At 70.0% G+C, this 15946-nt stretch carries 13 protein-coding genes and 1 pseudogene; 6 read left to right on the top strand and 8 right to left on the bottom strand.

The features are described 5' to 3' along the window. Positions 1-428 precede the first annotated feature (428 nt). Entirely contained in the window at positions 429-1949 is a 1521-nt protein-coding gene (locus ACIP79_RS08060) for an RICIN domain-containing protein (RefSeq protein WP_401220719.1), read from the top strand. A gap of 88 nt (positions 1950-2037) precedes the next feature. Here ACIP79_RS08060 and ACIP79_RS08055 read toward each other — a convergent pair whose 3' ends face one another. Next, on the bottom strand, positions 2038-2403 hold the full coding sequence (locus tag ACIP79_RS08055) for a DUF4913 domain-containing protein (RefSeq protein WP_383688263.1): 366 nt from the start codon (positions 2401-2403) through the stop codon (positions 2038-2040). A 478-nt stretch (positions 2404-2881) separates the two neighbouring features. Here ACIP79_RS08055 and ACIP79_RS08050 point away from each other — a divergent pair, with 478 nt between their 5' ends. The 4 genes and pseudogenes from ACIP79_RS08050 to ACIP79_RS08035 all read left to right on the top strand — a co-directional run bounded on the left by ACIP79_RS08050 (position 2882) and on the right by ACIP79_RS08035 (position 6280). Next, positions 2882-4021 (top strand): hypothetical protein, encoded by a 1140-nt coding sequence (locus ACIP79_RS08050; protein WP_401220717.1) that lies wholly within the window; start codon positions 2882-2884, stop codon positions 4019-4021. A gap of 144 nt (positions 4022-4165) precedes the next feature. Then, positions 4166-5344 carry a glycoside hydrolase family 19 protein gene (locus ACIP79_RS08045; RefSeq protein ID WP_401220978.1) on the top strand — a complete coding sequence of 393 codons (1179 nt, stop codon included), beginning with the start codon at positions 4166-4168 and terminating at the stop codon, positions 5342-5344. A gap of 108 nt (positions 5345-5452) precedes the next feature. Continuing rightward, positions 5453-5932 (top strand): annotated as a pseudogene (locus ACIP79_RS08040) (ricin-type beta-trefoil lectin domain protein); the annotation flags it as partial. Between the two features lie 3 nt (positions 5933-5935). Further along, on the top strand, positions 5936-6280 hold the full coding sequence (locus ACIP79_RS08035; protein WP_401220975.1) for a septal ring lytic transglycosylase RlpA family protein: 345 nt from the start codon (positions 5936-5938) through the stop codon (positions 6278-6280). 178 nt (positions 6281-6458) lie between these two features. Here the strand turns inward: ACIP79_RS08035 and ACIP79_RS08030 are convergent, their stop codons facing one another. Next, entirely contained in the window at positions 6459-7133 is a 675-nt protein-coding gene (locus ACIP79_RS08030) for a hypothetical protein (protein ID WP_401220712.1), read from the bottom strand. Positions 7134-7476: 343 nt separating this feature from the next. On the opposite strand from ACIP79_RS08030, the gene ACIP79_RS08025 reads away from it, so the two are divergent. After that, entirely contained in the window at positions 7477-9006 is a 1530-nt protein-coding gene (locus ACIP79_RS08025) for a hypothetical protein (protein WP_401220709.1), read from the top strand. Between the two features lie 67 nt (positions 9007-9073). Here the strand turns inward: ACIP79_RS08025 and ACIP79_RS08020 are convergent, their stop codons facing one another. The 6 genes from ACIP79_RS08020 to ACIP79_RS07995 all read right to left on the bottom strand — a co-directional run bounded on the left by ACIP79_RS08020 (position 9074) and on the right by ACIP79_RS07995 (position 15731). After that, the gene (locus ACIP79_RS08020; protein WP_401220706.1) at positions 9074-10534 is read right to left on the bottom strand and encodes an ATP/GTP-binding protein; all 1461 of its coding nucleotides are present in this window, start codon (positions 10532-10534) and stop codon (positions 9074-9076) included. 60 nt (positions 10535-10594) lie between these two features. Continuing rightward, positions 10595-12094, bottom strand: coding sequence for an SCO6880 family protein (locus ACIP79_RS08015; RefSeq protein WP_401220703.1), 1500 nt, complete (start codon positions 12092-12094; stop codon positions 10595-10597). Continuing rightward, positions 12081-13382, bottom strand: a complete 1302-nt coding sequence (locus tag ACIP79_RS08010; RefSeq protein ID WP_401220700.1) for a hypothetical protein — start codon at positions 13380-13382, stop codon at positions 12081-12083. Before ACIP79_RS08010 ends, ACIP79_RS08015 begins: the two co-directional genes overlap by 14 nt. Next, entirely contained in the window at positions 13382-14143 is a 762-nt protein-coding gene (locus ACIP79_RS08005) for a hypothetical protein (protein ID WP_401220697.1), read from the bottom strand. The genes ACIP79_RS08010 and ACIP79_RS08005 overlap by 1 nt, the downstream gene beginning before the upstream one ends. A 737-nt stretch (positions 14144-14880) precedes the next feature. Further along, positions 14881-15201 carry a hypothetical protein gene (locus ACIP79_RS08000; protein WP_387182519.1) on the bottom strand — a complete coding sequence of 107 codons (321 nt, stop codon included), beginning with the start codon at positions 15199-15201 and terminating at the stop codon, positions 14881-14883. A gap of 11 nt (positions 15202-15212) precedes the next feature. Further along, entirely contained in the window at positions 15213-15731 is a 519-nt protein-coding gene (locus tag ACIP79_RS07995; protein ID WP_383680094.1) for a DUF6668 family protein, read from the bottom strand. Between the last annotated feature and the right edge of the window lie 215 nt (positions 15732-15946).

Here is a 15946-nt window from a genome sequence, read left to right as displayed (position 1 = left end):
ACATTGAACGATGGGGCCAGACGGCCTCGGGGTTCCGCTGTTGCACGGAACCTGCCCTTCCGTTACATGTAACAGGCCCCTGAATACCGGCAGTTGATGTCCTGCCGCGCTGGTGGAGGGACCCTCGGGGGAACCTCCGGATGTCCTTGCGGGCACCGGGGTCTGCCCCGGAGTACCGGCCGCCGCGACCGCGCCGTCGAACGCCGCCGCTCACCGGCCCTCTCCGCCTCTCCCGGCACGCGGGTACGGATTCCGCTTCCGATCCGCGCCGTCCGCACCGGAGTTGAACTGTTTCCCTCCCCAACCCGTTGCGGGGTGCGGGGGCCGCTGTGTCGCCCTGTCTGTGGCCGCTCGCGGGCCGCGGCGGTCCCCGGTACCGCCATCCGGTACCGACATCACAGGAACGGCACACCAGGAAAGGGGTGGGCATGAGCCTGGGCGAAGAAGACGACGAGCCGAACCGGGGTGACGAGTCCCCCGCACGGGGGGAACAGGTGGGTGCCGACCCTCAGGGTCCCGCTCCGGCCGCGTCCGGGGTCATTCCCGTGGTCGTCGCCGGTGACGGCTCCGCCTCCATCGACGGCATCCCCGTACCCGTCATGGGCGGCGAATCCGTCGACATCGCGATCCTCGACACACTCCACGGATACGCACGCAACCGCGACACCACCGTCACCGCCTCCATCTCCGACCCCGCCGCCGGATACATCGCCATCGTCGAAGTCGCACCCGACGGCTCCAGCCGACTCGTCGAACAACTCCAGGACGACAACCCGACCGGGAACCCCGGAGTCGAACACCAGACGGAACCCACCACCGGGCCACCCGCACCGATCATCGTGAGCGAACACGAACACTCCGACGATGACGAACACGACGAAGACTCCTGGGACGAAGACGATGACGACGATGACGACGAGGAAGAAGCCGTCGCCATCGGGCCCGAGCGGGCACGGCCACGGATCTCGGCCCCCGCTCTCAGCGTCCCCAGCATCGGCCTGGGCAACGTCCGCAACAACCTCGGCAACGTCCGCAGCAGAATGCAACGCCAGTCCGACGACGAATACGAACCACCCGCCTTCCTCAAACGCCCACTCGGCATAGGACTGGCAGGCGTCGTCGCCGCCGCGGTCGTCATCGTCCCCCTGATCATGCTCGGCAGCGGATCAGGAGGTGCCGGGAACGCGTCGGGTCAGAACCAGGCCGCCGACTCCTCCACCGTCAAGGACAAGACGCCTCCGACCCCGCTCGAACTCACCCCGAGCTACTCGCCTTCGTTCAGCCCCTCCCCGTCCCTGTCGCCTTCGCCGTCCCGCTCCTCCTCGCCTTCGGCCTCCGCGTCGAAGAAGGACAAGGCGAAGACCAAGACGAAGCCGAAGGCGACGTCCGGGCCGAAGGCGAATCCCGAACCGAAGCCGAAACCCAAGGTGAAGTCGAAGCCGAAGTCGACTCCCAAGACGACGAAGCCGGCCGGTATCCCCACGGGCAGGGTGCTGATCAAGAACAAGAAGTACGGCGTCTGCGTCGACCTTCCCGGCGAGGGCTCGGTCGGTGTGGACACCAAGGTCCAGGACTACCGCTGCAAACCGTCCGGCGACAACCAGGACTGGGTCCTCAAGCTGGTCTCCAGGAACGGCGGCACCGGCGGAGCCAGCCTCTATCTGATCCGCAACGTCAGTTCCAACCTCTGCCTGGACCTGCCGAACTACGGCACCGTCCTGGCACAGACCCCGGTCAGCGTGTTCCACTGCCGGCCCGGCCGCGAGACGGACAACCAGCTCTGGTGGCTCAAGAAGCGCCCCAACGGCACGTACTGGATCCGCAACCAGAAGAGCGGCGACATGTGCCTCGACGTGGCCCGCACGAGCAGGGCGACGGAGACCACCAACGTCACGGTCTTCCCGTGCAGCGCCCGTGACGACCATGAGTGGAGCTTCCCGAAGAGCTGAGGGAGCTGGGTGGGTGGCGGGCAACGACGAGCGGATGTGCGCGTAGGCGCACATCCGCCGGTTCGTATAGGGGGTGCCCGTGGCGCCTCTACCGGGCCGGACCGGGAGGCGGACCGAACGGGTCCTTGGCGTCGACGGGAGGGACCTCCTTCGGCCGGTGGCCACCAGGCTTGCACCCGGCGAAGGGACCCATCGGATCCCGCAGGGAGTTCATCACCCCTGTCAGGTAGTCACGGTGCCAGTTCGCGGGCCCGCTCATCCCGGAGCCGGGACCGGTCAGGTCACCCCAGGCGAGCCACAGACCGTGGAGTTGGGCGACCGCTTCAGGGTGTTCCCACCAGCGGGAGCACCACGGGGCCGAGGAGGTGACTTCCCTGCCGTAGACCGGCAGCAGCACGTGGTGGGTCCACAGGGTCAACTGCCGTAGCGTTTCCGCGTAGGCGCGCCCCTCCATGTAGAGGATGAAGCGCGGAGGGGTCAGAGGCTTCCCCTGGGGAGCCGCGCTCTGTGTCTTCGCGCCGGGGTCCTCCGCGGGAGCGGCGCCCTGCCCGCCTCCGTTGAGGTCGGCGGTCTCAGTGGACATGACCGTCCTGCTTTCTCTCGGCTGCACTCTTCCCTCCGGGCGGGGAGAGGCATCGTTGGTCCTCAGGGACTCCAGCTCTCCGATATGCGCCCCGGATCTGTCGCAACCACGTGGACGAGCGGTGAACGGTTCACAAGACGGCGTGGAGGTGGTGCGGATCCTGTCAGGCAGCTCCGTGGCCGACAACGACAGGCTCAGGGGTCCCGGGCGCGGTGTGGTCAAACCGCATCGGCCTTCCCGGGCGCGGCCCTTGGCCCGCATACCCGAACGTCCGATGAACCGTCCACCTTCCGGTTCCGTTGTGCCCTCCGCAAGGCAGATCTGGTACACGACGAAAGGAGATCCGCAAATGGACGGAGAAAGTTCCGCCAGCTCATCCGCAACACCTCAGTACCGCCGTTTCAGCGCGACCGAAGTCGCAAACCCCAATCCTCGGAGGAGGTCCTCCACCACCCTCGAAGCGACGCAGAAGTACGTCGACGGGCCAAGGCCGCCCAAGAGGCACAACACGCTTTTCGAGATCGAGGAGCAGCCGCTCAAGGGGTCGTCGTCGAAGCACAAGTTCGCCGCCAAGCAGAAGGAAAACGGCGAGTGGGCCATCGCGCGGTATGTCAGGAGCCAAAAGCAGTGGGTCACGGAAAACAAGGGCCACCTGTACGACCTGGCCCTGAGCGCCGCCAAGTTCATCGGTCCTGTCGTCCCTGAGGTCGCCCAAGGCGTGGGCAAAATCACCCAAGCCATGGGGCACGACACCACGGGCGCCGTTATCGCGGCAGGCGGCGGCCTTGCGCGGGCGGTCGTAGACGGCAGGCGGCTCTACCAGAACTACGAGAACCAGGAATTCTCCCAGACCGCGTCCCAGGCGGCCGGCGTTGTCGGAGGGCTTCTTTCCGCGGCAGGCAACTCCCCTTGGCCCTCCGAGAGCCAGCAGAAGGGCCTCGAAGGGGGGGGACTGATAGGGATTGGCGGCAGCTTCGCCGGCAGCACGAGCCACCCACCGACGTTCCAGCAGCCGAACTACGACCTCAGCACCCAGATCAACCCGCAGTTCGATCCGTTCCAGTCGCCAGGTGACATGAACTCGCCGCACCACGAGCCGGGTTCGTACTTCCCGGCGACATCGCAGGCGGAGTCGATGCCCTCGATTCCGGCAACGATGGCGATGACGACGGGGGCGGACTACTCGTCGTCCACGGCCACGGCACCCGCGGTCAGCTCGGGGTTCGACTACAGCTCCAGGTACGCGCCCACTACGCAGGGCAGCTACGACTCGTACCCGGCGACGACGGGAGCCAGTTACTCAACGATGACGAGCCCGGCGTACTCGCGGTCGTACACCATGGCCGACGCCAACATGTCTGGCGGCAATGGGGGTTATGGGGCTGGGGGTTACCTCCCGAACGAGTCCTACGACAACCGGCAGGACGCCGTCTACGACTCGGCCAGCGAGAGCGACACCGCGCCCAAGAAGAAGGGCAAGAGGCGCTGAACCACCGCCTCTGAGTGATCCGATCCACCTGGGCAAGCAAGGGCGCCCGGCGGTCCCAGCTCGGCCGGGGCGCGCACCGGCCGACACAACGATCGCCGGGCGCCCGCCCGTATCCACCGAGGACCACAGGGAGTGACGTCCATGATGTCCAGCAGCCCCCACTCCGCATGGCGTTCGCCCGGGAGGCCCGTCCGGGTCGGGCTCACGGTCGGTGCCGTGCTGGCCGTTGCCGCCGCCGCGTTGTTCACCGTCGGGCCGGTCAGGCTGGGGCTGGCGTCGGAGGCTTCGGTGCCGGTGGGGGCGATCACCGGACTGGCCGGGAAGTGTGTCGACGTGGACGGGGCGAACCCGGCCAACGGCACTCCCGTACAGCTCTACGACTGCAACACGACCGTCGCGCAGAGTGTGTCGGACCCGGGTGACGGAACCCTGCGAGTGCTCGGAAAGTGCCTGGACGCGCTCGACTTCGGTACCGCCGACGGGACGGCGATCCAGTTGTGGGACTGCCACGGGGGTCCCAACCAGCAGTGGGTGATCAACTCGGCCCACGACATCGTCAACCCCGCCGCGGACAAGTGCCTGGACGTGCGCGACAACCTCAGCGCCAACAGGACCCGCCTGCAGATCTGGACCTGCACGGGCGCCGCGAACCAGAAGTGGATCGCCAAGATGGCGCCGGTGCGGAGCGGCGGCGGGACCCCGTCCGGATTCGTCGTCAGCGAGGCGCAGTTCAACCAGATGTTCCCGCAGCGGAACTCCTTCTACAGCTACAGCGGGCTCACCGCGGCGTTGAGCGCCTACCCCGGCTTCACCACCACCGGCGACGACACCGTCAGAAGGCAGGAGGCGGCCGCCTTCCTCGCCAACGTCAGCCACGAGACCGGCGCCCTGACGGGCATCGTCGAGGAAAACGTGGCCAACTACGGTGTCTACTGCGACTGGAGCCGGCCCTTCGGCTGTCCCGCGGGACAGGGCGCCTACTACGGACGCGGTCCCATCCAGCTCAGCTGGAACTACAACTACAAGGCCGCCGGCGACGCGCTCGGCATCGACCTGCTGCACAACCCCTCCCTGGTGCAGAACGACTCCTCCGTCGCCTGGAAGACCGCCCTCTGGTACTGGAACACCCAGTCGGGCCCCGGCACCATGACCCCGCACGACGCCATGGTGAACAAGGCGGGCTTCGGCCAGACGATCCGCTCCATCAACGGCGCCATGGAATGCGACGGCAAGCGGCCCGACCAGGTCGGGTCCCGCGTCAGCGCCTACCAGCGGTTCACCGGGATCCTCGGGGTCACGCCCGACGGCACCCTCGCCTGCTGAGGCGTCGGACATGAGGCACACGGAGCCGTACCGGCCCAACTCCCGCCCCCGCAGACGAAGGCTGTGATCCTCCCCGTGGTCGCACGCACCCCCGGCCGTTCCGCCGCGTTGCGCGGCGCCCTCGCTCTCGGCGTCCTGGCCCTCCCGCTCGGCCTGCTCGGCGTCTCCCCCGCCCTGCGCCTCCTCAGTACGGCCCAGGACGGGCCCGTCCCCAGCACGGTCACCGGTCTGGCGGGCAAGTGTCTCGACGTCGCCGGCGCGAACCCGGCCGACGGCACTCCCGTACAGCTCTACGACTGCAACGCGACCGTCGCCCAGGAGTGGACCGTGGGCTCCGACGGGACCCTGCGCGCGCTGGGCAAGTGCCTTGACGTCACGGGCCGTTCGACCGCCGACGGTGCCAAGGCGCAGTTGTGGACGTGCCACGGCGGGGCGAACCAGGTCTGGTCCGTCAACTCCGCGCACGACATCGTCAATCCGCAGGCCGGCAAATGCCTGGACGTGACCGACAACGACCCGGCGAACAGTTCGCGGGCCCAGATATGGACCTGCACCGGCGCCGCGAACCAGAAGTGGACGGCGTCCGCCGGTCTGGCCGTCGCCCTGCCCGCCGGCGAACAGTGCTGGGCCACCCACTACGGGGCCCAGCCGGCCGGCGCGCTCACCTCCAGCGGTGAGCTCTACGACAACAACGCGGACACGGCCGCCACTTCACTCAGTCGGCAGCCCCAACTGCCGTTCGGGACCCTGGTCAAGGTCACCAATGTCGCCAACGGCCGTTCCCTGGTGGTGCGGATCACCGACCGGGGTACGTTCGCGCAGACTCCGCAGGAGCCCAAGTGCCTCGACCTGACGGACGGAGCGTTCGACCGGCTCGGCGGGAGCCTCGATCCCGACGCCGGGCACATCGTCGTCACGCAGCAGGTAGGGAACTAAGAGGCCTGTCGGGGACGGGACATGGGCACGGCTCGGTGCCAGCGTTCATGGTGCAGCCGGACTTCGACTGTGTCGGGGCGGCGAGAAGGTGACCCGAGGAGGTGCCCGGTCAGCGAAACACCGGGCAGGAACCTGCGAGTTGACGAGCCGCGTCCCTTCTTCGCAGGGGTCGACGACCTCAGCCCTTTCCGCGTCCGCGGCCCGCGTTCCGTTCACGGTTCTGCGTGGGCACGTTCACCGCGTTGGAATCCCCACGACCATGCGAGCCCCGCCGGTCCGTGGAGAAGCCGGGAGGCATTGTCCGGGCTATCTCCGCCGAATGCGACGGTGCCGGCGATACCGACCGCGACCGCGACGTTTCCCTGTCGGTACGGACGCTCTCCGAGCGCTGTAGACCATCGCGGGACGCGGGAGTCGGGGGCTGGGAAGTCCTGGCGTGCTTGTCCGCCTCCTGTGATCCCTCGTATGCCCCGAATGCCTTGAGAGCCTTCAAATCCCTTTCGAGCTCCTGGATCTTCTCAAACCGTTGGAACTGCTCGAACCTCTTCAACTGCGCCGGATCCATCGGCACCCCCGACCGCGGATCCTGTCCCGGGGACTGCTCCCGCTTCGCCGAGTTCTTCGCTTCCTCCGCCTGTGCCGCGTTCCGTTCCTGCAGCTGGCGCGTCTTCCACCGCATGCCCAGGTACCCGAACCCGGCGCCCATCGCTATCGCCAGCGGAATGGCCAGCGGGCCTCCGATCGCGAGGCCGATGCCGACTCCGATCAGCGCGGGCCCCCAGATGACCGCCGTACTCAGAATCTTCTTTCCGACAAACTTCGCCGCCCGTTTAAGGGTGTTCAGTATTCCCACGGTTGCGGCTCCAGTTCGTGGCGTCGATGGGGAAGTGAAGGCGGAGCGTCCGACTCCAGAGGACCGGACCCGGTGACGAGACATGGGAGCCGCCGGGTCCGGCGCCGACTGGGAGGGCAACCGGGGGGATGGCGCCCTCGCCACCTCCACGGGAAAGAGGGCCGATCGGTTCACCTCCCGGCTCCACGAAGGCTGTCGGGCGCCGCGGATTGAACTGTTTCCCCTCCGGGCCCGTTGCGGCGTCGTGCAGGGACCGCGTCCGTGTTCTGGCCGGACGGCCCGGGTTCGTTTTCGAGGATCCGGACCGGGGCCACACGGGCGGCAACGTCAGGAGGGGATGGGCATGAGCCTGGGTGAAGAAGAGGACGAACCGATCTCGGGAGACAAGCACTTCGCGCCCGGGGAACCGGTGGCCGGCGGCTCACAGGGTCCCGCTCCGGCCGCGTCCGGGGTCATTCCCGTGGTCGTCGCCGGTGACGGCTCCGCCTCCATCGATGGCGTCCCCGTACCCGTCATGGGCGGCGAATCCGTCGACATCGCGATCCTCGACACACTCCACGGATACGCACGCAACCGCGACACCACCGTCACCGCCTCCATCTCCGACCCCGCCGCCGGATACATCGCCATCGTCGAAGTCGCACCCGACGGCTCCAGCCGACTCGTCGAACAACTCCAGGACGACAACCCGACCGGGAACCCCGGAGTCGAGCAGCGGACAGAACCCACCACCGGGCCACCCGCACCGATCATCGTCAGCGAACACGAAGACTCCGACGATGACGAACACGATGGCGATGGCGACGGCGACGGCGACGGCGACGGCGACGATCGCTACGCCGCCGCGACCAGCACCGCCCTCAACGACGATGCCGATGATGACGACGACGATGACGACGAGGAAGAAGCCGTCGCCATCGGGCCGGAGCGGGCACGGCCACGGATCTCGGCCCCCGCCCTCAGCGTTCCCAGCATCGGCCTGGGCAACGTCCGCAACAACCTCGGCAACGTCCGCAGCAGAATGCAACGCCAGTCCGACGACGAATACGAACCACCCGCCTTCCTCAAACGCCCACTCGGCATAGGACTGGCAGGCGTCGTCGCCGCCGCGGTCGTCATCGTCCCCCTGATCATGCTCGGCAGCGGGTCGGGAGGCGGTGGGAGTCACGACGGTCAGAACCAGGCCGCCGACTCCTCCACCGTGACCGACACCACTCCGCCCACACCGCTGGAGCTCACGCCGAGCTACTCGACCTCCCCCAGCCCCTCGCTGTCGGCCTCGCCCTCCCGCTCGGCCTCTCCTTCGGCCTCGGCCTCGAAGAAGGCCAAGCCGAAACCGAAGCCGAAGGCGACGAAGACGGTGACGGTGAAGCCCAAGCCGACGGTCAAGCCCAAGCCGCACAAGGAGACGGCCGCGGAGGCCGTCATGAAGTTGCAGGTGAGGGATCCCGGGCGGCACATCTGCTACCGCGTGTACCTGAGCAAGGACGGCTGGCAGAAGCCGGTCTGCGACGGCACCACGTCCGGGCGGGTGGGCACCAGCCAGAAGATCGAGTCGATCAACACGGCGACGGCTGGTACGAAGGGCACGGCGTCCAGCGCCTGGGTCCACATCGACAAGTGGAAGGAGCCTTGGAACGGCTCCGCCGACGGCGTCGACAACTACATCGGCAGGACCAAGGCCGGTTACCCGTACATCCTGGGCTTCGTCATCAACGTGGGTGACGGCGCGGTCTGCCAGAACGCGGCCGTCAACGGCCGTTGGGGCGGCCTGGCGTGCGACGAGCCCAAGGGCCAGGCGGCCGGCAACTTCATCTGGGGCGGCACCCAGGACAACTCCCTCTGGTTGCAGGCCGTCCGCTTCACCGTGTGAGCACGAGGGGCGGGGCCGGGCGGAGTCGACTCCGCCCGGCCCCGCCCCTTCGCGTGCCGGAACCGCGTTACTTGTTCCACCGCTTGTTGGTGTTGTTGACCGCCAGTTCCGCCTCCGTCAGATCCACGTGCAGCGGGATTCCGGGACGGTTGCCGACCTTGATCAGGAAGTTCCCGAGGCCGGGCGGGTCGGTCCTGCGGCCGCTGGCGCCGTCCCAGGCGGGCGGGGTGGACCAGTCGACCAGCAGACGCTTCTCCGGCTCGGTCAGCTCGACGACCTGGGCGAGCTGCGGCATCTCGGCCGGGGGCAGGCCCGCGCAGATCACCATGCCCGCGCGTTCGACGAAGCCCTTGGCCTTGGTGCGGTCCTCCTCGGTGGGGAGGGCGAGCAGGTCGTCGAGGCTGTGGGTGATCATCGCGAGGCCGACGCCGCGCTGCCGGTCGAGGCGGGTGAGCGCGTTGACCCGGTCGACCAGGCCGCGGCCCGCCTGGAGGACCCGCCACAGCTCGTCCATGACGAGGAAGTAGTTGCGTTGCGGCTCCAGTCCGGCGTCCGCGAGCGCGTGCGCCGCGGAGACCGCGCCGAAGCCGTAGGACCAGCAGGACAGCAGCGCCGCGGCCTGGAGCAGGACCTCGCTGTCGTCGATGCCGCTGATGTCGAAGCAGACCGGCCGGTCCAGCTTCATCTCCTCGGTGGTCTGCTGGGCGAAGGTGCCGCCGAGCCGGCCGTCGCCGAGCAGTGCGGTCAGCGACGCCTCCAGGTTCTCGGTGATGTCGCGGTAGCGGGTGATGTCGCCGCGGTCGAGCGCGACCGAACGCACCGACTCCGGGGCCTCCTTGATGACCCGGACCAGGTCGCCGAGTACCGGGACGTCGCCGGGGCCGTGCCGCTCGTCCAGGACGTTCAGGGCCGCCGAGATGATCGTCTCCTCCCGGTCGGTCGGCGGGGCCGAGCGCAGGATGGTGATCAGCGCGGAGACCATGTGGAGGCGGCGGCCGTGGATGTCGGCGAGGAGCCGGTGGCGCGCGTCGCCGGTGAGCCGGGCCGCGGCGCCCATCGAGGCGCCGGGGTCCAGGACGTTGAGGTTGCCCCGGCCCCGGCCCAGGCTGATGACCTGTCCGCCGATCGCCCGGATCAGGTCCACGTAGTCGGGCTTGAGGTCGCCGAAGATCAGCGGGTGGACGCCGTAGCCGGACAGGCCGAGCGCCATCCGCCGTACGATCGTCGACTTGCCGAGGCCCGGCCGGCCCAGCACGAACATCGACGGGTTGGCCAGCAGGCCAGTGCGCGTGAACCACGACACCGGGTCGCAGCAGACCGTGGCCCCGGAGTCGAGGTCACGGCCCAGCGGCACGCCGACCATGGGCGTACCCGCGCCGGCGCCGAACGGCCACAGCCCGCACACCTGCACCGAGGTGCCACGCCACTCCGGGGCGGGATCCACGTAACCGACCATGCCGCCGCCGTGGCCGGGCCAGCCCCGGGGGGTGGGGCGCGGCGGGCGGCGTTCCTTGGTGTTGCGTGCCATCGAACATCCCCTGTACTGGGTCGAGTTGTCCTGGATCGGGTCCCGTGACGCGTGGCCGCGCTACATCGAGTCCCGCACCGTCTGCGGCAGCGCCGTGTGCAGCGGCAGCACCAGGCCCAGGGGGAGTGCCGCGGCGAAGGCGGCCGCCTGGGAGCCGTAGACGGGCCGTACGGCGATGCGGGCGGCGGGGGCGAGGTTGTCCACGGTCGCGGCGGCCTTGGGCAGTTCGGCGGCGGAGTTGACGGTCGCCGTGATCAGCAGCCCGAAGCGGATCACGCCGTGGCCCTGGGCCTGTTCCTCGGTGGTCCTGCGCGCAGCCGTCAGCTCCGCGTCGTCGCGCGCCTGGCCGATCTGTGACTGCTGGGCGTTGAACAGGGCGTTCTTGTAGTCCTGTTGGACGACGCGGGCGCCCTCGGCGCGGGTGTGCGGGCGGTACAGCAGGGTGACCCGCTTGCGGGCGATGTCGCGGTTGGGCTGCACGAGCGCGGTCAGGACGTTGGAGAACACCTCGCCCTGGGGCGCCTCCGTCATCGCCCAGGTCACGCTGAACACCCCGTCGTGGCGGTAGTGGTCCCAGGACTCCTGGGCGGCCATGGGTCCGGCGTGGTCCCAGGTGAGCCCGGTGCCGCCGGTGCCGCGCGCCTCCTCCACCAGGGACGCCACGGTGGGGTCGTAGGCGACGCGTACCGCCTCGGCGAGCTCGGTCGCGGTCATCGGTACGGCCGTGCCCGCGCCGGTCATGGACAGCCCGGCGGTCAGGCCCGGCAGCCGGGTGCCGATGTGCAGCGCCATGTCCTCGACGCTGCGGCGGGGTGTGCCCTCGCGGGCCGCGCCGGAGTACGTCAGGGCGATCCGGGTGGCGATCTGCGCCGAGCCCGCGGGGTAGGCGGCCAGCACCTCCCTGAGCATCGATCTGGCCAGGTCGGGGGCTCCGTCGACGGCGTTGGCCGCGATCTCCTGCTGGAGCCGGACTCCGGAGTCGGGGGCGGTCTCCACGGTGACGCTCGCGGCGACGAGGCCCGGCTCGGCGCCGAGGGCGGACAGCCACTGGCCCCAGTGCGCCACCCAGGTGTCGACCTGCTGCTCGTCGACGAGGGCGGCTCCGTCCGCGTCGCAGGAGATGACGACGGTGTGGTGTCCGGTCGACGGAATGGTGATCACGGCGAACGGACGCCCGTAGCCGTCCCGCGCCTCCGTCAGCGTGGACTCGGCCGCCAGGCCCGGGAGTTGGCAGGTGCCGTAGCCGGTCAGGCCCAGCGGACCCGAGCGGTAGTGGTGGCCGCCGGACGAGGTGGTGCGCCGCCAGGCCATCCGGACCGCGCCGCGCTGCATGAGGGTGCGGCCGTGCCGGTCCCGCATGGCCAGCGGGGCCAGGACCATCACCAGCACCAGCCCCAGGACCAGCGCGGCCCATATGGAGACCAGTGTGGCCAGGACGACGGCGATCAGCCCGGCGAACAGCAGCAGGGTCGCCCCGAGGGACAGACCGCGCAGACCGGACGTACGGGGCTTGCGGAAGTTGCCGTAGGTGCGGGGTTGGGTCGCCTCAATGGCTGCCACGGGAATCCTCCTGCTGGTCTTCGGTGGGCCGGCCGGCCGGCGACAGCACGGCGGCCGGCTCCTCCCAGCGGTGCTCGGGCTCTGTCTCTGCGGTGTCCGGTTCCGCCGGGTCCGCCTGACGCGGCGGCCAGGTGGTGTCGCCCGCGGTGCGCTCGCCGTCCGGGGCACCGCGTGCCCCGTCTGCGCCCATCGCGGGCGTCGGCCCGCTCCCCTTCGCGCCCGGGGTGACGCGCGCCCCGCTGGTCCCGTGCCCGTCCGGGCTCACCGCGGCCCCGGACACCGACCGTCCGGCGGCCGGACCGCGCAGCTGCGGTACGGGCAGCGCGCCCGTGGCCGCCGCCGCGTTGCCGGCGCCGGCGGAGGCCTTGCCCGCGCCTCCCCTGCCGGATGCCGCCGCCTGGACGACGGGGGCGGCGAACCGCATCAGGGCGGGCAGGGTGAAGCAGGCCAGGACGATCAGGACGACGCCGGAGACCATGGAGACGACCTCGTTCTCCTGGGTCTCGCCGGTCATCGAGAACGCGGCGGCGTAGACGATGGCCGCCGCCGGTTTGTACAGCACGAAGGCGAGCAGCCAGCCCACGGACCTGCGGAACCAGACCCGGCCGGTGGCGGTGGAGCTGGCCGCCGCCGACAGCGGCAGTGTGCCGGTGAGGATCACCAGCATGGCCATTCGTACGATCATCAGCGCGATCTGCGCGACACTGCCCGCGATCACGAGCATGGCCATGATCAGGACGAGGAACGACGAGTCCGCGCTGTCGAGGGCCAGCATGGCCGAGGTGCGTTTCTCGAACTCCGCCACGCAGCTGGCCACCGGGTCCCCGGTGGCGCTGATCTGCCGGCAGCCGGTGGACCTGTCGATGATCCAGACGCTGAACTTGTCGCCCGACACTGCCAGCAGATTGACCGTGGCCACTCCGGCGGAGGAGACCACCACCAGGTTGAGCAGCCCCTGGAGGGCCTGCCGGGCGGGCTCGCCGCGGCGCTGCCAGGCGAGGTGCCCGGCCGCGACGACCAGGCACAGTACGGCGGTGAACGTGGTGAACCAGATCGTGGAGCCGCGCAGGAACGCGACCGGGCCACCCTCCTCGCCCAGGTCGGGACTGCCCAGGTTCATCCAGGCGCTGCCGAGCGCCTTGACCGTGGTGCTCGCCGCCTGCGCGGCGCTCTCGGCGATGTCGTCGAACCCGGTGTCGCCGAGGTCCTTGGGGGTCGTGCCCGTTCCGTCGCCGACGCAGTATCCGCCGACCGTGGGGGGTACCCAGCCGAAGTCGCAGCCCGCCATCAGACGCCTCCCCACTCGATGTATCCGGCGAGGGAGTCGACCGGGGCGGGGTCGGCGGGGTCGGCCGGGTACTCCAGCCGCCAGTCCCCTTCCTGCCACAGCGCCGTCGTGGTGGCGGCCTGCATCCGGCCGTCCGGGAAACGCCACACCGTCTGGATCACCGCGGTGGTGTCGTTGTAGGTGACGAACCTGAATCCGGCGATCTGCCCGTGGGCGCCACCGCCGGCGCCGTCGTCCGGGACCGCCGTCGCCTCGGCCTTGGTCCGGTCGGTGATGTAGGCGTCGCGGCCCGCGCCGACGGTCTGGGTGCGGGTGACCTCCAGCCAGTCGTCGGCGGCCAGGTAGCGCACGCTGATCTGGCTGGTGGCCAGCAGGGCGCCGACGGGGGTGTGCGCGTAGCAGCGTGCGACGTCCTTGCCGGCCAGGGCCGGTCCCGCCTTCTTCGAGGAGGGGAGGGCGACGCTGTCGTACAGGCTCCAGGTCACGCCCGCGGGTGCGGAGGCGGGCAGGTCCTGCCGCTCGTCGGACAGTTCGGGGCACGGGGCGCCGTCGGCGACGGACCCGGAAGGCTGGGGGCCGGTCGAACGGACGGCGGGCGCCTGTGCGGTGGGGACGCTCTCCGCGGAGTTGTCCGAGGTGACGGCGAGCACTGTCCCGATGACGGCGATGAAGCCGATGAACGCGGCGGCGCTGACGAAACCGCCGCTCAGCCACGGGCTGCGCGGCTCGCTCGTCGACGCGCGGTCGCCGGGCTCTGCCATGGTCCCTCTCTCATCCTCGTGGGGTGTCGGACGACGGGTGACGGGCGGGTCGCAACGCACGATGCCGGCCGACCCCCTGACCTACCGTCAGGTTCTCGGCCGTGACACCGGACGTTCCGGGCCCGCCCCGTGGATCGACCTGGGGCGGATCGGTCTCCGACGGAGCGGATCGGGCTCCGGAGGCCGACCTTCGGAGGCCGGTCACCGGCGGATTGACCTCCGGTGGGCCGGTCTCCGGCGGTCGGTCACCGACGGATCGGTCCGGCGGTCGGTCACCGGCGGCCGACCTTGGGGGTCGGCTTTCGGCGGTCGGTCACCGGCGGCCGGTCACCGGAGGTCGGCCTCCGACGGATTGGCCTCCGGTGGAGCGGTCTCCGATGGTCGGTCACCGGCAAATCGGTCACCGGCGGTGACCGACCATCGGCGGTCAACCTCCGGCGGAGTGGTCTCCGGTGGTCGACCATCGGTGGTCTACCTCCGGCAGATCGGCCACCGGCGGATCGGCCACCGGCAGTCGATCCCCGGCAGTCGGCCTCCGACGGATTGACCTCGGTGGACCGGCCACCGGCAGATCACCGCCGACAGATCAGTCACCGGCGGGCGACCTCCGGTGGAGCGGTTTCCGGCGGTCGACTTTCGGCGGTCGGCCACCGGCGGATCGGCCACCGGCAGTCAATCCCCGGCGGTCGGTCTCCAATGGATCGATCACCGACGGTCGCCCACCGGCGGATCGGTCTCTATACGAGCGCGCCGACGATGCCCGAGGCGGAGCCGACGAGCAGGCAGGCGCCCAGGACGAAGCCGAGCCCCCTGACGTGCTCGCGGCCGCCCCCGCGGGAGTGGTCGAGCGCCATCCTGGCGGCCACGCCGAAGATGCCCGCGACACACAGTGCGGTGACGCACCAGGCCACCCACTTGAGCACCGTCAGCAGACCTTCGGCGCCGGGCGGCGCCTCGCCGCCGCCGACGTCCGGCGGGCCGGTGGGCGCCGCGGCCAGTTGGCCGAGCGGGGTCAGGTGCGGTGAGGCGTCCAGAACGGCCGCCAACAGGCTGGACAACGCGGGTCTCCCTAAGCGGGTCGGGTGAGTCGGGACAGGTCGCGCGCCAGCGGCGCGCACTCCTTGGGCAGGTGGGACATGGGCGACTCACCGAGTCGCCACGGCTCCACCCAGGGGATCTCCCACAAGCGGGGTACGGCTCCCGAGACCAGCCGCACCAGGTTCTGCAGGACCCGGGGGCGCCGGCCGGGAGCGTCGGCGACGACGACCAGGCCGAGCAGGTCCACGCCCGGGACCATGCCCGAGGCCCACTGCCGCGCGGCGTTCTGCGCGGCCTTGATGCCGTTCGCGCTGGACCGGGCGACGAGCACGACCGCCGGGGACTGCGCCGCCGCGGGCCAGGCGAGCCCCGCGTCCTGCCCCCCGGGCACGGCCCGCTCCAGCGTGCTGACCCCCGCACCCCCGTGCACGCCGAGCCACCACCAGCCCTGCACGGCACCGGACTTCGGCCCCGCGACGGGCAGCCCCTGCTCAGGCCGCGGCACTCCCGCCCCCTGCGGAGCCACCGGGCCGGTGAGTTCCGTGGACACGTCCTGAACCGATCGCAGGGATTTCCCGTTGCTGCCCCCGGAAGGGCGTGACTGCGGCAACCAGGGATTGACGACCGGTACCTCACCCGCCACGGCAACTCCTTCCACTGCTGACTCAACAAGCCCATAGTACACATAAGTTAGCAATACAACACAAGTCATTATTTATCAGAAATACGAAATTTAGGGCGAGTTGAGGCTCTTCCGGAGCGCTT

The sequence above is a fragment of the Streptomyces sp. NPDC088747 genome, assembly GCF_044751025.1.
Classification (GTDB): Bacteria; Actinomycetota; Actinomycetes; order Streptomycetales; family Streptomycetaceae; genus Streptomyces.
Note: the sequence above shows the minus strand (reverse complement) of the source record. Positions and strands in the feature narration are given on the sequence as shown.

Coding starts and splice junctions, on each gene's coding strand:
- ACIP79_RS08060 (WP_401220719.1), top strand. CDS start 429: ATGAGCCTGGGCGAAGAAGACGACGAGCCGAACCGGGGTGACGAGTCC.
- ACIP79_RS08055 (WP_383688263.1), bottom strand. CDS start 2,403: ATGGAGGGGCGCGCCTACGCGGAAACGCTACGGCAGTTGACCCTGTGG.
- ACIP79_RS08050 (WP_401220717.1), top strand. CDS start 2,882: ATGGACGGAGAAAGTTCCGCCAGCTCATCCGCAACACCTCAGTACCGC.
- ACIP79_RS08045 (WP_401220978.1), top strand. CDS start 4,166: ATGTCCAGCAGCCCCCACTCCGCATGGCGTTCGCCCGGGAGGCCCGTC.
- ACIP79_RS08025 (WP_401220709.1), top strand. CDS start 7,477: ATGAGCCTGGGTGAAGAAGAGGACGAACCGATCTCGGGAGACAAGCAC.
- ACIP79_RS08020 (WP_401220706.1), bottom strand. CDS start 10,534: ATGGCACGCAACACCAAGGAACGCCGCCCGCCGCGCCCCACCCCCCGG.
- ACIP79_RS08010 (WP_401220700.1), bottom strand. CDS start 13,382: ATGGCGGGCTGCGACTTCGGCTGGGTACCCCCCACGGTCGGCGGATAC.
- ACIP79_RS08005 (WP_401220697.1), bottom strand. CDS start 14,143: ATGGCAGAGCCCGGCGACCGCGCGTCGACGAGCGAGCCGCGCAGCCCG.